Origin of the sequence: Luteolibacter arcticus (genome assembly GCF_025950235.1) — a bacterium.
Classification (GTDB): Bacteria; Verrucomicrobiota; Verrucomicrobiia; order Verrucomicrobiales; family Akkermansiaceae; genus Haloferula; species Haloferula arctica.
Genome location: NZ_JAPDDT010000022.1, coordinates 44,545 through 62,726, shown reverse-complemented (window position 1 = coordinate 62,726; position 18,182 = coordinate 44,545). Strand labels below are relative to the sequence as shown.

Annotated in this window: 11 protein-coding genes; 4 read left to right on the top strand and 7 right to left on the bottom strand. The window is 64.3% G+C overall.

The window, feature by feature from the left end; translation table 11 throughout:
* The first annotated feature begins 11 nt into the window (after positions 1-11).
* Positions 12-890, top strand: a complete 879-nt coding sequence (locus tag OKA05_RS26885) for a PEP-CTERM sorting domain-containing protein (protein ID WP_264490315.1) — start codon at positions 12-14, stop codon at positions 888-890.
* A gap of 3 nt (positions 891-893) precedes the next feature.
* Here OKA05_RS26885 and OKA05_RS26880 read toward each other — a convergent pair whose 3' ends face one another.
* The 3 genes from OKA05_RS26880 to OKA05_RS26870 all read right to left on the bottom strand — a co-directional run bounded on the left by OKA05_RS26880 (position 894) and on the right by OKA05_RS26870 (position 3,425).
* Positions 894-2,327: a PP2C family protein-serine/threonine phosphatase gene (locus OKA05_RS26880; protein ID WP_264490314.1), complete on the bottom strand. Its 1,434-nt coding sequence runs from the start codon at positions 2,325-2,327 to the stop codon at positions 894-896.
* Between the two features lie 16 nt (positions 2,328-2,343).
* Positions 2,344-2,880 (bottom strand): STAS domain-containing protein, encoded by a 537-nt coding sequence (locus tag OKA05_RS26875; protein ID WP_264490313.1) that lies wholly within the window; start codon positions 2,878-2,880, stop codon positions 2,344-2,346.
* Between the two features lie 86 nt (positions 2,881-2,966).
* On the bottom strand, positions 2,967-3,425 hold the full coding sequence (locus OKA05_RS26870; protein WP_264490312.1) for a hypothetical protein: 459 nt from the start codon (positions 3,423-3,425) through the stop codon (positions 2,967-2,969).
* Positions 3,426-3,526: 101 nt separating this feature from the next.
* On the opposite strand from OKA05_RS26870, the gene OKA05_RS26865 reads away from it, so the two are divergent.
* Positions 3,527-4,027, top strand: a complete 501-nt coding sequence (locus OKA05_RS26865; protein WP_264490311.1) for a Fur family transcriptional regulator — start codon at positions 3,527-3,529, stop codon at positions 4,025-4,027.
* 250 nt (positions 4,028-4,277) lie between these two features.
* Positions 4,278-5,621, top strand: a complete 1,344-nt coding sequence (gene argH / locus OKA05_RS26860) for an argininosuccinate lyase (protein ID WP_264490310.1) — start codon at positions 4,278-4,280, stop codon at positions 5,619-5,621.
* A 6-nt stretch (positions 5,622-5,627) separates the two neighbouring features.
* Here the strand turns inward: argH and OKA05_RS26855 are convergent, their stop codons facing one another.
* From OKA05_RS26855 to OKA05_RS26845, 3 genes are all read right to left on the bottom strand, one after another.
* A complete protein-coding gene (locus OKA05_RS26855; RefSeq protein WP_264490309.1) occupies positions 5,628-12,497 on the bottom strand; it encodes a hypothetical protein in 6,870 nt (2,289 codons plus the stop codon).
* Positions 12,498-12,590: 93 nt separating this feature from the next.
* The gene (locus OKA05_RS26850) at positions 12,591-16,886 is read right to left on the bottom strand and encodes a YfbK domain-containing protein (protein ID WP_264490308.1); all 4,296 of its coding nucleotides are present in this window, start codon (positions 16,884-16,886) and stop codon (positions 12,591-12,593) included.
* Between the two features lie 47 nt (positions 16,887-16,933).
* On the bottom strand, positions 16,934-17,443 hold the full coding sequence (locus OKA05_RS26845; RefSeq protein WP_264490307.1) for an RNA polymerase sigma factor: 510 nt from the start codon (positions 17,441-17,443) through the stop codon (positions 16,934-16,936).
* 146 nt (positions 17,444-17,589) lie between these two features.
* Between OKA05_RS26845 and OKA05_RS26840 the strand changes: the two genes are divergently transcribed.
* Positions 17,590-17,838, top strand: a complete 249-nt coding sequence (locus tag OKA05_RS26840) for a Precorrin-3B methylase (protein WP_264490306.1) — start codon at positions 17,590-17,592, stop codon at positions 17,836-17,838.
* On the opposite strand, the gene OKA05_RS26835 is transcribed toward OKA05_RS26840, so the two are convergent.
* The gene (locus tag OKA05_RS26835; protein WP_264490305.1) at positions 17,835-18,143 is read right to left on the bottom strand and encodes a DUF6172 family protein; all 309 of its coding nucleotides are present in this window, start codon (positions 18,141-18,143) and stop codon (positions 17,835-17,837) included. The genes OKA05_RS26840 and OKA05_RS26835 overlap by 4 nt on opposite strands.
* Positions 18,144-18,182: the final 39 nt, after the last annotated feature.

The window sequence follows — 18,182 nt, the reverse complement described above, 5'->3', positions numbered from 1 at the left end:
CTGTCGCCCCCATGACCGTGTCATTCCCCCAACTCGCCTGCTTGGTTGCCGCCCTCCCCTTGGGAGCGATGGCACAGACTTACGTGGACCTGGATTTTTCCGGCAACGTCCAGCCGGCGAGCCAGATGTATCCGAACAACTCGACGCTCGGGCCCTACTACTCTTCGGCTCACTCGATGGATTTCGCCAATGCGGGGACCTACAACGGCAACTCCGTTGATGTGCGCGTGTCATTCCTCGGCCTGACCGATGGCGAGGGCTCTTCCTTCCGGGAAACGAGCACCTACCAGTGGGTCGGATGGATCCCGGACTACAACGACAGCTTTTCCAACAACGACCTCGGCGTTTACTACCGTCAGGACGGTAATCTGGAGCAGCCCACCGGTGGCATCGCCTGGTCGATGAGCTTCTTCCTCGGCGGCAGCGACTTCCAGACGGAGATCACGCTGCCCGGCGTCCGCCTGCTGGTCTATGACCACGATGGTGAAACGCTTCAGGCCGAGTCGATCCGCGCCTTCGGTGGCAACGGATTGGTCGGCTACCAACTTCACGACAACAGCGAGATCAACGTGCTCAACGAGGACGGCTCCTACCGCTTCGACTCGCGTGGGTCGGGACATCCGGAGACCACGGCCGACGGTGGCATGATCCTCTACTACGAGAATACCTCGTCGATCCGCTTCGACATGTTCGGCACCACCTATCCGGGCCTTCCCCCACAGAATCTCGGCATCTTCGCCGCTTGGGATGGCAACCTCGGAGTCAACGGCGGCAACACGAACGGCTTCGGTGATCTCGTGACTGTGCCCGAGCCGACTGCACCGATCTTGTTAGGTATCGCAACAGCCGGCCTGCTCCTGCGCCGCACCCGGCAGGCGGGAAATGCCTGACGCCTACCGCTTTTCGACTGCCACCAGGGTGACATCGTCCATCTGCGGCGCGCCTGCGGCGAAACGGGCGAGTTCCTTTTCCACCGCCCGGATCGATGTTTCCGCACCCAGGGACGCACCGTCGCGGAAGGCTTGGCGGAGTCGGTCCATGCCGAATTCCTCGCCCGCCGCATCCACGGCCTCCTTCACGCCATCAGTGTGAAAGAGCACGCAATCGCCCTGCTCGAGCTGGATCTCATGGACCTTGGTGACGCGCTCGAAGACATCGCCTTCGTCGATGCCCAGTGCGAGGCCGGGTGGCTTGAGAATCGTCACTGACTTTTCCGCAGCGCGGTAGAGCAAGGCGGGATCGTGCCCGGCCCGGACAAGCTTCACGCGCCCGCTATCGCCCTCGATCACCGCGTAAAAGAGGCTGATGAACATGTCCTCTCGGATGTCCGGGAAAAGCTGGCGATTCACCAGGGCCAGCGCGGCTGCCGGATCCTCGTGGGCCGCGGCGAGCGAACGCAGGACGCTGCGGCACATGGCCATCAGCAGACCGGCGGCAACCCCTTTCCCGGATACGTCGGCGATCACCACTCCGTGCCGGCCGTTGCCGAGGTCGAAGTAGTCGTAGTAGTCGCCGCTGATGATGCGGGCCGGCTGGTTGGTGCCGCTGATGCGATAGCCGGGGACGATCGGGTCGCCCTGCGGGAGCAAGACGCGCTGGACCTCGCGGGCATTACGAAGCTCGCGCTCCATCTGCCGCTTCTCGCCCGCTTCGCGATGGACCAAGGCACTGCCGATCGCGAAGGCGGATTGCTCGGCGACGCTGCGGAAGACGGCGAAGTCGTTTGAAGTGAATGCCCCATCCTCGCGGATGCGGGTGACGGCCAGGACCCCGAGATCCTTCCCGCCGTGGCGCAGCGGAGCCACGAGGGCCATCGTATCCGGACCGAAGAGCGACCCGTCACGAAAGGCGGGATGAGCCTTCACCTCGGGAATGAACTGGGCCTCGCTGGCAGAAAGAACTGCCCCGAGCATCCCCTCGTCCGCCGGCACTTGGGCCAGCCGCAGATGACTCTCCAAGGCCCGGGCATCCTTCTCCGCCCGCTGCCGCACCTCTTCCGGCACGGGAATCAGCGGAGGGCACTCGGTGGAAAGGTACTTCGGCTGGAGCCGGGTGCGCGAGTCGTCCAGCAGGTAAAGCGCCCCCCCACGGGCCGCGACCACCCGGTCCACCCCATCCACGATCAGCCGCGACAATCCGGTCATGGTGGTGTCGCTGCCGATCGCCGCGCCCAGGTCGTGGAGGAATGCGAACATCCGGTGTTCCTCGCCCTCGAAGGCCGACAGCTCGGCCTTCTTCGAGTAAAGCTCCCGCTTTTTCCGCACCAAGGCGATGGCCAGCCCGAGAAGCACCAGGGCCAGCAAGGAATAAGGGAGGAGGTGTTCCATGGGCCGCGCCGACAGGTCAGTCGGCCTTGCGTTCGTTTTCGGCAACCTCTTGTTCGAGGATGCCGACCACGCCGGCGAACTTCCGGGCGTTCTCTTCACTGGTGGCAGCCAGCGTCTGATGAGCCTCCAAAATGTGTCGTGCCCGCTCCTTCACCGTTGGTGCATGGCCCGGCCGATAGGGTTCCAGTTCCGCCCGGACTTGCTCGGCCCGGCCGCGCCATAGGGCGACTGGCGGATCAATCTCCAGCAGGCAGTCCAGTCCCAGATCCTCCAGCGAGGTGCGGTTGCGCTCGCCCGCCCCGGCAATCTGGACGCCGCCCTTGGCTCCCAGCTTCGATAGCCGGGCGGCAAAACTGGCAAGCTGCCCCATGAAAGTGGAGTCCATGCCGGTGCAGGCTTCGAGATCGATGACCAGACATCGCTCGCCCTCTGCGATCCGCGATTCGGCGCATTCCTTCATCACCGGACTAATTACGAAGGAGCCTTTTCCCTCGCAGCGAATCCAAGTGAACCCGTCGAATACTCCGACCAGAATGGCGTTTTCCGAACTCACGTGTGAGGGACCGAACTTGCTAGCGACCGCTCCACCTTAAAATCCCCCGGTGGGAATGGTCAACCGTGCATCTGTGTGAAAAAGCGTTATTGCCAGAGGTAGGAATGGCGCGACGCAACCTCCCGGCCACCGCGAACCAGGCTGCAGCGCCACGCCAGCACCCGGCCCCCCTTGCGGTAATCGTCGCCCAAAATGGCGAATTCAGCGCGACCGGAGGTCTCCCCGGTGGCAATCTGGTGCACCATTTTCTTCACCCGGCTGCCGGTTGCGCCCTGTTGGAACTCAAAAACGATCTCACCGGAGTCCGACGACGAGTCGTCGTTCCACAGCACGGTGTAGGTGTATCCGAGGCGGTCGCCCTGCTCGCCCACGCCAATGGCACCGTGGAAACGCCGCTGGCGTTCGCCCCGGACCATCGGATCATCCGTGTCGCCTTTCCCGACCTCCCGGATGTGAAGCGGCCGCACATCGAGCGTCTGCGGCGAACCGCAGGACCACAGGGACAGGGCCGAAATCATGACCGCGAGGGGCTTCCAGAGCTTCATCGGCCCTATTTCACGCAAGCCGCCCGGCCTTGCCAACCCGCAAATTCCGACATCCGCGCTTCGTCCTTCCCCGCCGCGGAGTCGGGCGTTTAAATCCCTCCGTGGAACAGGCGATCCTCGATAAGCTCGACACCTTCATCCGGAAGAAGGGGCTGCGGAAAACTCCCCAGCGCGATGCGATCGTGCGTACAGCCTTCGCCAGCGACGAGCATTTCACCTCTGAGGAACTCTTCGACCGCTCGCGGAAAGCCAATGCCGGCGTCTCCCGGGCCACGGTCTATCGGACCATCGCCCTGCTGGTGGAGGCCGGGTTGCTCCACGAGATCGACCTCGGCGGCGATCTCAAGACCTACGATCCGAACTTCAACGACAAGCCGAGCCACAACCACCTCGTCTGCATCGACTGCGGCAAGGTCGTGGAATTCGAGGACTCGCATCTGGAGTTGCTCAATGACTGCCTGACCCGCCGCATGGGCTTCCGGCCGATGCGCCAGGCCATCAAGATCGAGGCCTGCTGCGAGCAACTCCGGAAAAAGGGTGTCTGCCCGAACCTGATCAAGGCCCGGGTCACCGGAAAGCGACTCCCCGCACGGAAGCGCTGACCGCATTCCCGTGGGCGCGGTGGCCTTCTTCTTCGTAGGCGCGGTGGTAACACCGCGGAAGCCACTCGCAGAGCGGCCCCCACCCTCGGCTTCCGGCGTTCTCACGAAAGCGCCGCCTCCCTCCCCGTAGGCGCGGTGGTGACACCGCGGAAGCCACCCCTGAAGCCGACCCCACCCTCGCGGACGAGTACCCCCACCCCCGGGGTTTTCCCTTGCACCCGGCCGCCCGCTGCCTGCTACTGCCGCCGCCATGTGGAAAGGCCGCTTCGCTCAGGATACCTCCTCTCTCGTCCAACAGTTCGGTGAGTCGATCAGCTACGACTGGCGGCTCTTCCCGCACGATATCGCCGGCTCCATCGCCCACGCCCGCGCCCAACTGAACGCCGGCCTTCTGACCGCTGAGGAATTCGGCGCGATCGAGCAAGGCCTGCTGGAAATCAGGGCCGATATCGAAGAGGGCCGCTTCGAGTTCAAGACATCCCTCGAGGACATCCACATGAACATCGAGGCGGAGCTGACCAAGCGCATCGGCCCCGCCGGTGCCAAGCTCCACACCGCCCGCTCCCGCAACGACCAGGTCGCCACCGACACGCGCCTCTATTGCCGCACGGAGATTGACCTTTTGTTGGAAGCGCTTTCCGGCATGCAGTCCGCCTTGCTCGACCGGGCGGAGAAGTATGCCGCCACGGTCATCCCCGGCTACACCCACCTCCAGCGCGGCCAGCCCGTCACTGTCGGCCATCACCTCCTCGCCTACGTGGAAATGTTGGAGCGCGACAAGGGACGGCTTTCCGACGCCCGCAAGCGCCTCAATGTCTCCCCGCTCGGCTCCGGCGCACTCGCCGGCTCCACCATCAATCTCGATCGCCGCGCCATCGCCGCGGAACTCGGCTTCGACAGCGCGAGCACCAACTCGATGGATGCCATCGCCGACCGCGACTACATCGCGGAGACGCTGTTCGCCATCGGGCTGTGCGGCGTCCATCTGTCGCGCCTCAGCGAGGACCTCATCCTCTGGTGCACCGCGGAGTTCGGCTTCGTTGTCTTCTCCGACGCCCACACCACGGGCTCGTCGCTGATGCCGCAGAAGAAGAATCCCGACGTCTGCGAACTCACCCGCGGCAAGAGCGGCCGTCTCATCGGCAACCTGATGAACCTGCTGGTCGCCGTGAAGGGCCTGCCGCTCACCTACAACCGCGACCTCCAGGAGGACAAGCCGCCGCTCTTCGACTCGATCGACACGCTCAAGTTGATCCTCGCGGTGAATACCGAGATGGTCGCCGCGATGGAGATCCGCGAGGACCGCTGCCTCGCCGCTGCCAGCGACCCGATGCTACTCGCCACCGATCTCGCCGACTGGCTGGTGAAGCAAGGCGTCCCCTTCCGCCACGCCCACGAACTCGTCGGCAAGGCCGTCGCCGAATCGGTCAAGACCGGCGTGCCACTCGACAAGCTGGACCTGACCGCGATCGACGCCGCCTACACCGCGGATGCGAGCAGCGTCTTCAATCTCCAGCGCGCCCTCGCCGCCCGCACCAATCCCGGCGCTCCGTCCGTGGAGAACGTCCGCGCCGAGATCGAGCGGTGGAAGTAAGCTGTCTCACGCTTTCCTGAGACGGCAGAGGGTCGCCACCACACCGGCAGTCAGCGCGCACAGCAGGATCCCGAACATCCAGCCGCGGGACTGCTGCGGCTCGATCACGAGTTCCAGCCGCATCGCCTTGCTCCCGTCCACCTGGACGCTGCGCTTGAAGTCCAGCACCGTCCCGCGTTCGGCCATCGTCACGTCGAGCGCAGCCGGTGCCGGATCGGCAGCGAGTTGCTGCGTCACCATGCGGTTGGCGATCGCCTTCATCGCGGCGTTCTCATCGATCGTATTTCCCTCTAACAAACGATCGAACTGCTGGGGATCGAAGTTGAGATCGCCTTGGAGCAGCGGGTTCTCTTGCGCCGCTTGTTCAAGCTGGGCATTGCCGGTCGGCAACTCCGCCTTGTTGTCCAGATAGAGCCGCTGGCGCCGGGTATTCAGGGCGAGCGTTGCCTGCTGCGTCTTCAGATTGCGGAGCTGCACGCGGGCGTCCTCGTTGGAAGCCTTGTCGAGCAGTCCGTTGCGCGCCGCCTTGCCCAGTGCCTGACTTGCCTTGCCCTGATCGCCCGCCTGCATCCACTGGTTCGCTTGATCGAGCAGCGCCACGGCCTCTTGCTTGCCCGCCGCGCGCTGGCGAGAAACGTAACTGCGATAATCCTCCTTCACGACCTTCCGCGACTGTCCCTCCAGTTCGAAGTCGCCGTGATGCTTCGCGAGCTTCCAGCCCTCCGGCAAAATCACCCGCCACGTCAGGTTCTCCAGCGGCACGTCGAGCCGCGGGCCTTCCAACACCGTCCCCTTGCCATTCATCGCATAGACGAAGCGCACGCTCGCCGGGCGGTCACCTTCCGGTGCCGGATGCACGTGGAACAGCCACGCCGAACCATCCTTCACAAGCGACACGCCATCCTCGTTGACGAGCACGTTGTAGAGATCCGCACCCTCCGGGAGTTCAAGCTTCAGCGTTCCCTTCTCCGCCACCCGCACGTTCAGATCGACCGCCGTCAGCGACGCTCCATCCGGCGATACCAGCGTGGTGAGACTCCCCCGCTCCACTCGCAGGTCTTGGGTCTTCTCCAGCTCATGGCGCTTCAGGTTCACCGCCAGCGGCCCCTCCACCTCCGCAGCGCGGAATACCGCCGCCGGGGTTTGAGGAGAAAACGCATCGCGCAAGGACTGAGGAACCACGCCCCAATCACTGCGCTGCCACCCGCGCGGCAAGGCCGGGATCTCAGTCTCCAGACGACCTCCGGTCCGCACGGCCACGAAATACGATGCTTGCCGTACTTCCATCGGCGTCACCGGCGCGACCGAGACCGAATTGCCGGCCGTCTGTTGGAATTCGATATCGACCGTGGTTTCTCCTGCCACGCCACGCTGGAAGCGGATTTCCCACAAGCCGTCCTCGCCCGCCACCGGGACGAAGTCACCAACCGCGGGTCCACTGGCCCGCACGGTGGCCGTAGCCTTTTCATCCAGTCCTGGAATCTTCACGCGCAGCGCCTTCATCGCCGCATTGTCGATGCGATACGCGAGTCGCACTCGGCTCAACGTCTGACCTTCCCGAAGAGTCACCTCATGCAGCACCTGCGCGGTGACCCAGGCATCCAGCTTCGCCACCGCCAGCGCGAGCGACCAGTCGGCCTGGAGCAGCTTGAAGGCAAGCGCTCCCGGCCGCGGCACACCGGCCTCGCGCGGGTCGAGTTGCGAGACATTGGTCCGCGACACCGCCCGCACTTGCAGGCCGCGGTCGGGCACCACGGTCAGCATGCCGGTCTGCCGTGCCGCCCCGCGCAGCGAAACCCGCGGGACCGGCCACGACGCCTGAGCACCGGGGAACGGAGCCGCCAGCGTGATCGCGAAAGCCTGCTCGCCAAGCGTGCGGCCGTTGAGATGCAGGTTCAAGAGACGCACGCCATCGGTCGTCGCCTCCGCCCAATGCGCAAGCGCCGCACCCGTCACCGACTCAACCTCAAAGCCCGCCGGAATCTCCACCTCCAGCTTGAACAAACCAGCCCGGGTGATCGATGCCATCAGGTCAACCGCCAGCACCATGCGATCGTCACCGAGCGAGAGCGTCTGCTTCATGTCAGCCCGGAGTTCCGGCGCGACCGGAGTCACCTTCAGCGCCAGCGTCGCGTCGCCGCCGGTATGGCGATAGGCGCGATGCATCACGGCCAGCGCCCGGCCCTCGCGGTCGTGGGGCAAAAGCTTCGCACCGAAATCATCGAGGTTCACCGCGCTCATGCCCTTCGCATTGACCGCTTCCGCCTGCGCCTCATCGCCGAAGCCCAAGCCTAACAACCCGACCGCACCCGCCGAGCCCTGCACCTTCACCGGCTCCAACACGAGATCGACCGGCAGCGTGGCGGTGCCGCGCTGGGTGCCGATGGAAAACGCGAACGCCTGGTCCTGCGCGGGCTCGATGCCCACCTTCAGCTCCCGCGTCTCCGGATTGAAGCGCCAGCTTCCGACCGGTCCGTCTGTTACATCGCCGACCGTGAAGCCTGCGGGAATGAGAATCGTCAACTCCTTCACGATGCCGCGCGACGGCCGCACGGCCACCCGATGGCGTCCGCTGACCACGCCGGGACCCGGCAGATAGAGGTCATTGGTTTCCACGAAGAAGCGGCTTTCTTCGCTGGTCGCGTCGCGCCGCAGCGGACGGGCTTGCAGCGTGATCTCATCGGCCGGGCCGAGCACCAGCTCCGCGCTGCTGCCGCCGTCGATCGCCAGTTGCGTGACCTTGGCCGCGCGCTGCGAAACGAATTCCCACCCCGGCTGATTCCAGCTCACCTTCACGCGCTGCACGGCCGCCGGACCCGCCGGCAAGCGCCAGCCATTCTGCGGTGCCGGCAACGGCATCTCGAAGGTCGCGCGCCCCGTCTTCTTTCCCTCGGCGCTGGCGACCAGGAAGTAGGCCTCCGCATCCCCGTGGGCAGCCTTCACGACGCGCCATCCTTCCCCAGTGAACCCGGTCAGCACGGCCGGCGAAGTGAGCAGCAGCACGCGCTCGTCCGCTTTGCCACGCGCTTCCACGGCGATCTCCCCGGTCAAGCGCCCGTCCTGAATACGCCACGTGTGAATCATCGACTCCGCGGGAATCAGCTCCGCGCTCTTCCCAACATCCGTGCCAGCGAAGAACAGCAAGGCCGTCGCCGCCACTGGCGCAGCTCCCCTGCGGAAAAGCCCCACCAAGCCCGGCAATCCTTTCCCTAACAGCAGCAGCGCACCCAATCCGCCGAAGAACAACACCGCGCCGAAGCGCTGCGCCAACACGCCGAGGCCAATCAGCACCAGACCGCCGACAACGTAGGATCGAAAGCCACCGGCCAACCGGAATGGCTTCTTCTCACTTGCCTCTCCCTCGGAGTGCGGGCGCGTCCCTACCATCGACGTCCACAGTCCATAGCCCACCAAGGCGAGGCCGCCCAAAACGAGCAGCACGCCGGGCACGCTGAGCATGGCTTGCCACGAGGGCACGTTGCCGAGTTCAAGCACCACCTGCTTCTCCGCGGGCACCACCGGCGCGGTGTATTCAAGCGTCGCAATGTTCACCCGGCGCTCGTGAAGCGCCTGCCACGCGAGCCAGCACGAAGCGGCACCCGCGAGCAGCATCAGCAGCACGCCGGGAATCCGCAGGCCACGGATGCGTTGCAAGATCCAGCCAACCAGCGCCACCAGCAGCACGGACAGCGCACCCATGCGCGCCCGCGACGAGATCCACTCAAGACCGGTCTCGGTCAGCACCGGCTTCACCGGCCGCAGGCCACCGCGTGGGACAAGTTGGCGGCCGTCATCCCCGCTCACCTTCCACTCGCCAATCACAGTCGGCGCGGACAACACCGGCGCAGCCAATGCAGGCGAACGCGCGCCATCGCCTTTCGCACCGTAGCGCAAGACCACCTCGACCGGCTCATTCGGATCCGCCTTGGCAGGCAGCGGCACCAGAATCTTCGCGCCATCGCGGCGGGCATTCACCACCTGGCCATCGACCTTGGATTCCCACAGGTCGCCTTGCGGCAGGGAAAGCTCCAGCACCGAACGACCTCGCGTCTTCACGAAGAAGCGGGCATCCGTCACCACCTGGCCGTCACGCGAGACGTGGCTGGCGAGCTTCGCGAAGTCCACGACCTGATCCTCGGTTTCTCCGGGCTGATACCAGTCGATCTTCATGCCAATCGACACGTCGCCGGCAGTGTATTGCCATGCGGCCAGGGTCGGCGCGCTACTGAGCAAGCGGTATTCCGTCGGCAGTTCGGTGGCATCGAGTTTCAACACCGAGCCTTCGCTACGAGTGGTCTCGGACTTCACCTGCAAGGGACTGACCACCTGGATGTGGCCGCGCTCGGATTGCACGTCGAGCGGCCGCACCTCGCCGGGCGAAAGATCGCCGCCACGGGCACTCATCGGCTGCTCGAAGGTCACCAGCACCGTCCCCGCGCCGAGCAAGGGCCGCGCCAGCGGAATCACCAGTGTATCGCCCTCGCGTCGCCAATCGCGGCCAACGTTCTGGCCGATGACTTCCACATTGCCCAAGCTCTCCGGCACGCGGATCCGCCACTGGCTCGCCGGTGCGCCGACCACGAAATAGTTCACCAGCACGCTGCCCGTCATCGCCCCCTCTTTCAGCGAGTAGAGATGGAAGACGTCGGCCTGCACGCTTTGACCCAGCGCCTCGACCTTCATCGTCGCGCTCCAGTCCACCTCACGGATGCGGAACGCCTGCTGAAGCCCCGCCTGCTTCTTGGGAAAGTAATCCACCGGAGTTTCCGCGAGACCCTTCGTCGCTCCCGGCACCGCACGATACCCGGCGGTAACGACCACGCCGAGGTATCCGCGTGTCGACTTCGCACCCGGATGACCGAGCACCGGCAACACCCAATCGCCAGCCGCCGCCGCGAGATTCTTCTCCAGCTTCACGGTGATCAATTGCCGTCCGATCAGCGCCTGACCGAAGAGGATCTTCAGCTCGCGCTTCCCGTCCACGGCATCGGTGGCCACGCTGTAGTCGGCCACGCCTGCTCCTTCCACGCCGGCCACTGCGAAGTCAGCGGGCACGGCCACGCTCCACTCGCGCAGGGGTGCCTCGCGGATGTCGAGTTCCAGATCGGTGACGATGCGCCGGTCGGTCTCGGCCAGCTCATGCACGGTGACCTCGGTCACGCCGACTTCCGGCAGCACCTGATCCGCGGCGACCTCATAGTCGTAGTCCGCGGACGGGAAGCGATAGACGAATGCCTGCCGCAGGTTCTCATCATCCTTCGCCCATGGAAATTGCGCGGGGGAAAGCTGCATCAGCCCCTTCTTCGCGGCGACCTCCAGGCGAACCGCGCCATCATTCGCCACGCGCAGGTAGCCGCTGTGGCGGATCGCTCCGAGCGGCGAAAACCGCGGTGGTGTGATCTTCGCGGGAAACACGCCCAAAGCAGCCTGCGCCTCGATCTCAATCTCGCCGTCACCCTCGATCGGCCGGCTGAGCCGCACGTCTAACAAACGAGCGCCACCCTCCTCGGCCACGCTCCATGCCAGCACCAGCGGGCCTTTCACGGCGAGGATCTCGCCCGTGCCATCGATGCGGATCTTCAGCGACTCCAGCTTCCCTTGCAGCACACGGAAGCCGAGCCGCGAGTAGCGCCGCGCCAGCCCCGCGCCCACGCGGGTTTCCGCGATCTCACTGCTGGAGAAAAACAACGCGCCATCACCTTCCTCGCGTCCGCTCTTCCACGCCAGACCGGCGCGACCCGTGGCGGGCAGGAAGCCGGTCCATGTGCCATCACGGCGCTCGGGAACTACCGCCTCGTCAGGCTTGAAGGAAACACCTTCATCGAGCCCGGCGATCCGCACCGGCACCACCGCGCCACCGTGGACCTTGAAATCCACGCCGCGCCAGTCGCCCTGGCGACCGAGCGGAGACTCAAAGGAAAGCACGATGGGAAAGCTTCCCTCACGCTCGCCGACCAGCTCGTGGATGTAGTTCTCACCGGACTTCTTCAGGCGGATGAACCAGCCCTCGCCGGAGGTCGCGCCACTCAAGGCGACCCCTTCTAACAAAGTCATCGCCTCCCCGGCCTTCAAGACGCGGACCTCCCCCTTCAGTGTGAAGGAAACGCTGCTCGCGTCGGCGGTCACCTCTCCGTCCAGCGTCGCATTCGTCAGTTCCACCGCACGGGGCGCCGCACCCTTCAGTTCCACTTTCACATTCAGCCGGGCCGCGACACTTCCGCTGAAGCGCTGCGTTTCGGCATCGCCCTGGAGTGATTGGAGACCCTCCACCGCCAATACCCGGGGTGTGGTAGTGCCATCGCCGGAAAGGCTGACGGTCGAGGCAAAGCCAACCGCCGCGCCCGGTGCTGGGATCAGCAGATCAATGGGCTGCTCGGTTTTGTCATGCAGCGAGGTAAAGGTGACGTCGAACTCCTTCGGCGTTTCCGCCTTCAGGTCAGCGGGCAACTCGGGCTTGAGATCGAGAAACCGCGCGCCATCGGCCTCGCGGCGCACCGTCCACGTTTTCAACCCTGGGCCACTGACCCCGGTGATCTCGCCGACTCCTGTGAGGCCGATGCTGAGCACGTCCGGCCGTCCTTGGTGAACGCGCAGCTTCGCAGTGACGGCCTCCTCCACCCGGTCGATCCCCGCCTTGATCACGGTGTCGGTCTGCGCGGAGAAGAACAGCGGCACCGGCTTCTCACGATCTACGGGCACCAGCACGATCTTCTCGTCCTGCGCAGGCGAGAACCCACCTAACAACGCCGCGATCAAAAGGCACGTAGTCCCGGCTTTAGCCGGACGAAGCCACCTCCAGAGCCGGCCTCCACTAGCAGCGGGCTTTGGGGAACCATTCGGTCCGCCTGAAGGCGGGACTACATACAGGGTATTCATGGCATCAAGGGTGTGGGGAGAGAACGCCACCGGTTTGCCGGCAACGCGTAAATTGTTAGTAAAGACCGGCGACAGCTCGCTTCAGGCCCCGGGTCACTTCAGCTTTCCAATCATCGCTTCCAGCTCCGCGACCGGCTTGCTGCTGCCATAGCGGGCTCTCACCTTCGCCATGACCGGGGCGAGCTGTTGGAAATCCACCGCATCGGCGAGCGGAGCCGCACGCAGCTTCTCCGCGGCGAACGCCGCCAGTCCGGCGAGCTGGATGGCTGGCGCTGCCTGGTCAAACGCCGGTGCCTGCGCTTCGTAGGGAATCGTCCACGTCCGCTCGACCATCTGGCCGCTGGCCACATCGCGGAAGCGCACGCTGACCTCGCCGACCTCGCCCTCGCCCTGCGGCAGGGCCTCGATCTGATAGAGCGCGTTGCCCGCTTCCTCGGCCGCCATCTCCGCGGCATCCACCGCGTCGTTGCGGAAGTCTTCCTTCTTCAAGCGGTGCTCCTCGAAGCCGATCAGCTTGTACTTCGCCACCCGGGCCGGATTGAAGCGGACCTGCACCTTCACGTTCTCCGCGGCGGGGCGGAAGGCACCGGCGAGTTGCTTCGCGAAGCTCGCATCGGCGTCCTCGGCGCGATCCACGATGTAGTAGCGCCCGTTGCCATTGCGGGTCAGCCGCTCCAGCAACTTGTCGTTGAGTCCGTCGGTGCCAAAGCCCGCGGCGTCGAAGGCGATGCCGTTCTGGCGCATCTGCTCGACCTTCGTCTGAAGCGTTTCCGGCTTCGCGTCGCCAAGGTTCGCCGCGCCATCGGTGAAGAGCACGATGCGGTTCTGCGCGGCCGGATTGAACTGCCGCAAGGCGAGCTGTTCGGCGAGCTTGATGCCCTCCTCCAGATTCGTGCCGCCTTCCGGTGGCGTCTGGGCAAAGATCGCATTCAGCTCCTGCGCCCGGTTTCCCGGCAAGCGATCCACCAGCAAGCGCGGCTGCCGGGCGAAGCCGATCACACTGACCGTATCGCCATCCTTGAGCAGCCCGGAGAGCTGCTGGACCGCATTCGCAAGTCCGGCATTGCGGTCCTCGCGCTCCATCGAGCCCGAGCTATCGAGCAGAAGTGTTAGATTCAGCGGTGTCGAGCCACCGCGGCCCTGCGATCCGGTCCGCACACCGATGCGCAGCAGATTGCGCTGCGGCAGCGCGGGATGGGCCGCTTGCTCGACGGCACACACCACCGGCTCACCAGTAGCCGGCGCGGGATCGCCGTAGTCGAAGGCATTGTAGAACTCCTCCGGCCGGATGCTATCCGCCGCCGGCACCTCGCCCCGATCCAGCGCCGCCTTGGCCATCTTGAAGGACGCGTCGCTGACGTGAAGGGAGAAAGTCGAGAAGGGCTCCGCGGATGTCAGGGTTTCAGCCAAGAGAACCGGTGACGGTGCCTCATCCTGCTGCTGCTCCACCTTGGCACCCTTGGCCTTCGTAATCTCGAGTCGGAGATCTTCCCGCACCTTTCCGAGTTGCTGAAGCTGATGCTGGATCTCCGGGCTGTTGGGATCGCGTTGCAATCTCTCCTCCCCTTCGCGAATCGCTTTTTCCAGCCTCGGAACGAGTTCCTCCGGATTCCCCGTCGACTTCGCAAATTTGGAAAGGTCGTCCTTGCCCCCCTCGAGTTCGTTCAGCTCTTGCTTCTTGGCCAGATCGCCCAAGCCACCAATGCCTGAGGTTACCTCTTCATCTCTTGGACCAAAATTTGAACGCTCGGACCCAAGACGAAGGTTCATCCCGAACCTCGGGACTTGTCTGTCGTTTTCCGATCCCTCCCCCCTCGTCGCGAGATCGAAATTCAGCCCGCCGATTAGGGCTTCGCCAGGTAGGACGGCATCTTGAGCATCGGAGTAGTAGAGTTCCCCACCCAGCTTGGCATTTCCCAAGTTTTTGCTCAGCTCGCCACGGAACCGGCTCTGGATATCGAAATTCGAACCCAAAGGAGTCGTGGCCGCCAAATCTGCCATCCCTTCGAGATTCGAGAAGTCCACGGTCGCCGACTTCTGACGGGCGTCCGTTTCAATGAAGCCATTCACCGAAGGAGGCGCAGTAGTTCCGAAACCTTCCGGGCCCTTCGTTCCTTCGTCCTGCGTAAGCCAGCTTCTCCAAACGCTCTGGTCCGTTGCATTCAAATTGAATGCCCCGACCAATGGAACCTCCTTCCCTGCCGCCTCCAGATCGGACTTGGCCGGAGCATTCGTTGCGCCTCCGTCCAATCCGAGCGAGAGATCTTTCCCGCTGGCCAGGGCGTTCGTGCCAGAGCGGTCGGTGTTGTTCAGGATGGCGTCGATGCTGTTGCGGTTGACCGCGCCGAGACCGGAACGGTTACCCGCCGTCACGATATCGGTCACATCCGCGCTCGGATCGGCCGGGACACCCGGGATGGTCACGCCTGCCCCATCGCCGATGAAGTCGGTCTTCGTCGGGGACTGACCTGCACCGGCCGCGCCACCGCTGGCAAACGCCTGGTCGGCGGTGGCAGTCGCCGGGCGACTTGCGGGCTGAGCGGGGCCGTCAGTTGCAAAGGGATCATCCATCGGCCGATCCCCTGCGGCAGGGCCGCCCGTGGGGTTGGACAATAGGGAGGAATTGAAAGCGAGCCCCTCGCCAGTCTGACGTTCCACGTCCGCTGCCGATGCGTCGCTGCGGAAACGAGTCTGCAAGTCGGAGCCCTCCCCGGACGGAGTCGCCTTAGAGGATCGCCCGAACCATTCAGGCCCGCCAGCGTCCATGTTTGCGGGCTTGCCGTCGCGAGTCGCTGTTAGGCGCGGTGCCGCTTCTTCTTGTTCGGCGAGTTCTTTGGAAGCGATCGCCCCCGTGACGGCCGGCGTCGCTGGCGCGGAAGCCGCGGCCTGGGGAAGCGGCATGTCATGCCGAGCCTCCGCTGCAAGCGCAGACTTGGTGCTAAACGGGCTGTTCTGCGAAAGGTGCATGTGAGACGTCACCGGCTTCTTCACCGGAGGTCCGGCTGGGGAGGATTTGCTCCGTACCGTGCCACCATCCGCAAGCTGGGCCAAGGACTCGTCCGCTGCTTGTTCGCGATCGGACTTCGCTGTGAAAACCTCTGGGGAATCCATAGGTGGCGCGGGCTCCGCGGCTGGAGCAGGCGTTGCCATGGGGGGCGTTGGCTTTCTACTTTTTGCCGTAGGAGCGAGAGGCAAGACGGGGGAATCCGGCTCATTCAGCGCAATGGCGTCCCCGGAAATCTTCGCCTGCAGCTCCTCCGTGATCAGCTTGACCTTGAGCTGTTCCAGAAGGCGTTGGCTGGCTTCGAAGTCGCCCTTCGCATCCACGACGCTCTGGACGGCGATGCCACTTTTCATCCCCTCGTTCTCCTTACCCTTCAGGCTCGCGAGCTGTTCGTTCGACAGCGCCACCTTTGCCTTGAGGGTCTCCCGGAGATTCGAAACGGAATCAGCGACGTCCTTCTCCATCCCGTCGATCATCTGGGAACTTGCCCTCATCTTCGGATCGTTTTCTGCCAAACCTTGCCGCTTCAAAGACTGATGCTCGCGCTTCGCTTCCTCGAGTTGGGGTCTCAAGACTGGAACGATGTTGTCGGGCAGATCGATTCCTGATGCATAGCTCAGCAACTGGTCTCCGTCGTATTTCAACAAAGTCTCGATCTGACTCTCCAACTGGATCTTGTCCTGTTCGAGTTGAGTGTAGGCTCTAGACGCGGACTCGGCATCATCCGCCCCATCGAATCCCCTCGATCCCTGAAAAGCACTCTTCTCGCCAGAGTAGATAACGCCTTCCGTCCTGATGATCTGCGAAAGCAGCTTCCGCTTGTCCTCCACAGCGTCTTCTTGGGCGATGACCGCCTTGCGAAGCTCTTCCAAAGCACGCTCCTTGGACTCACGGGACGGCGCTTTCGCAGAAAATTCCGCTTTCGTCTCCATCGCCAGTGCATCCTTGGAGGTCCGGCCAACCGATGACATCAAGGCCCAGCCGCTGAGGCTCACCACCGTGCAAGCCGCCAGCGCCAGCAGCGCTCGGCGACCCGTCTGCCGCGGCGGCACCGGCTTCCTCACGTAGCGGACGCCCACCTTCTCCTTCTCCCGGTCATCCTCTGTTAGAACCACCGGCTCCTCAAACAGCGCCTCGATCTTCGCGCGCTTCTCCGCCGGCAGCTTCCATTCATCATCCGCTCCCGCCTTGCGATCCGCAGTGATGAAGCCATGCAGCACCCGCAGGCGCCGCTCGAACAATCGCACCTCGGGATCCCGGGCGCAGATCTCTTCCAACTCCGCCGCTTCGAACGGCGAAGCCTCGCCTAGCACCCACGCGGTGAGGCGCGCTTCGAGCGCAGCATCACCCACGGGATTCAGCGGCTTGTCCGTATCGTCGTTCATAGTGTTAGGTTCCAGTCTTGTGTCTTGCGTCTTGAAGTCTCGCGTCTCTAACCGTTCGCACTCTCGATCCCCATGCGGCGCAGGCTTTCGCCCAGGGATTTCAACAGGTGGTGGAGCTTGTAGCCCACGTTGCCGACGCTCAGGCCGGTGCGTTCGCTGATCTGGTCGTATTTGAGATCCTCGTGATACTTCAGCTGGAGCAGCGCGCGGTCGTCATCGCGGAGTTCGGCGAGGAGGAGTCGGACGGCGCCGGCAGCCTCGAGACGCCCGACAGGGTCGTCATCGTGGCCGGCGGCGGCATCCCACTCGGGAGCTTCCTCGACGAGGGTCTCGCGCTTGTGGTCGCGCAAATAGTTGAGGGCGAGATTTCTGACAGATCGGTAGAGCCACGCTTTCGGATTGGCGACCTCGTCCCAATGGGCGTGAAGGCGGAGGAAGGCCTCTTGGACGAGGTCTTCCGCACATTCGCGGCGGCCCACCATGCCGTGGGCGAAGCGCAGGAGCGGACTTTCTTCCGCCTCGAAGATCTGTCGGAGCGTGGGTTTCTCCTCGGTCATCGTGGCGAAAGGAAGCACCGCCGGGGCTTTAGCCCTGGGCTGTGACGCGGTTTCCATGCGGGGTGTCAATCATGGCTCTCATCGATAAAGACACGACAGCCCGGAAATCCTTGGAAGAATTTTCCACTAATAGGATCATCGCCGCCGTGCCCCCGAAGAAAAAGCCGAACGCCAAGCCCCTGACCGGCCCCGCGCTGGTCAAGGAAGTGTGCCGCCGGATCCGGCTGGCACGCAGCCTGTGGGACGCGCACCGGAATGCCGCCTGCCGCGGCGAGCGGGAAAAAGCGATCGCCCTCTACGAGACGCTGACGCCGGAGGAACGCGAAAAAGTCCCGCAGACGCTGCGGGTATGGCTGCGCTACCGCAGCGAGAAATACTTCGGCGAGGGGCGCTAATCCACCTTCCCGCCTTCTTCCTCCTTCTTCGCCCGGTGGCCGGGCTTGGCAAGGATCTCCACATAGACCTCCTTGCCACCGCCGGTCGCCACCGCGGCCACGGCCTTCTCCACATCGCCGGGGTGCGTGGCAGCAGCATCCGCGCTGCTAGAGCCGACCTTGCAGTCGAAGTCCCAGAAATCGATCCCCTCGGGCAGCGGCTTGCGACGCTCGCGCTTCAGATACTTGCGGAGGTCGTGCTTGATCGCATCCAGCACCAGCCCGGGCTTCCGGTCCGGCACTTCGAGGGGAAAGGTCTTCTTCATGGGGCAGCCTTGTGCCGCCCGTGGCCCCACTTGTCGATG

Excerpts from the sequence above, each read along its gene's own strand:
- OKA05_RS26885 (WP_264490315.1), top strand. The coding sequence starts at position 12 with ATGACCGTGTCATTCCCCCAACTCGCCTGCTTGGTTGCCGCCCTCCCC.
- OKA05_RS26880 (WP_264490314.1), bottom strand. The coding sequence starts at position 2,327 with ATGGAACACCTCCTCCCTTATTCCTTGCTGGCCCTGGTGCTTCTCGGG.
- OKA05_RS26870 (WP_264490312.1), bottom strand. The coding sequence starts at position 3,425 with ATGAAGCTCTGGAAGCCCCTCGCGGTCATGATTTCGGCCCTGTCCCTG.
- argH (WP_264490310.1), top strand. The coding sequence starts at position 4,278 with ATGTGGAAAGGCCGCTTCGCTCAGGATACCTCCTCTCTCGTCCAACAG.
- OKA05_RS26855 (WP_264490309.1), bottom strand. The coding sequence starts at position 12,497 with ATGAATACCCTGTATGTAGTCCCGCCTTCAGGCGGACCGAATGGTTCC.
- OKA05_RS26850 (WP_264490308.1), bottom strand. The coding sequence starts at position 16,886 with ATGAACGACGATACGGACAAGCCGCTGAATCCCGTGGGTGATGCTGCG.
- OKA05_RS26845 (WP_264490307.1), bottom strand. The coding sequence starts at position 17,443 with ATGACCGAGGAGAAACCCACGCTCCGACAGATCTTCGAGGCGGAAGAA.
- OKA05_RS26835 (WP_264490305.1), bottom strand. The coding sequence starts at position 18,143 with ATGAAGAAGACCTTTCCCCTCGAAGTGCCGGACCGGAAGCCCGGGCTG.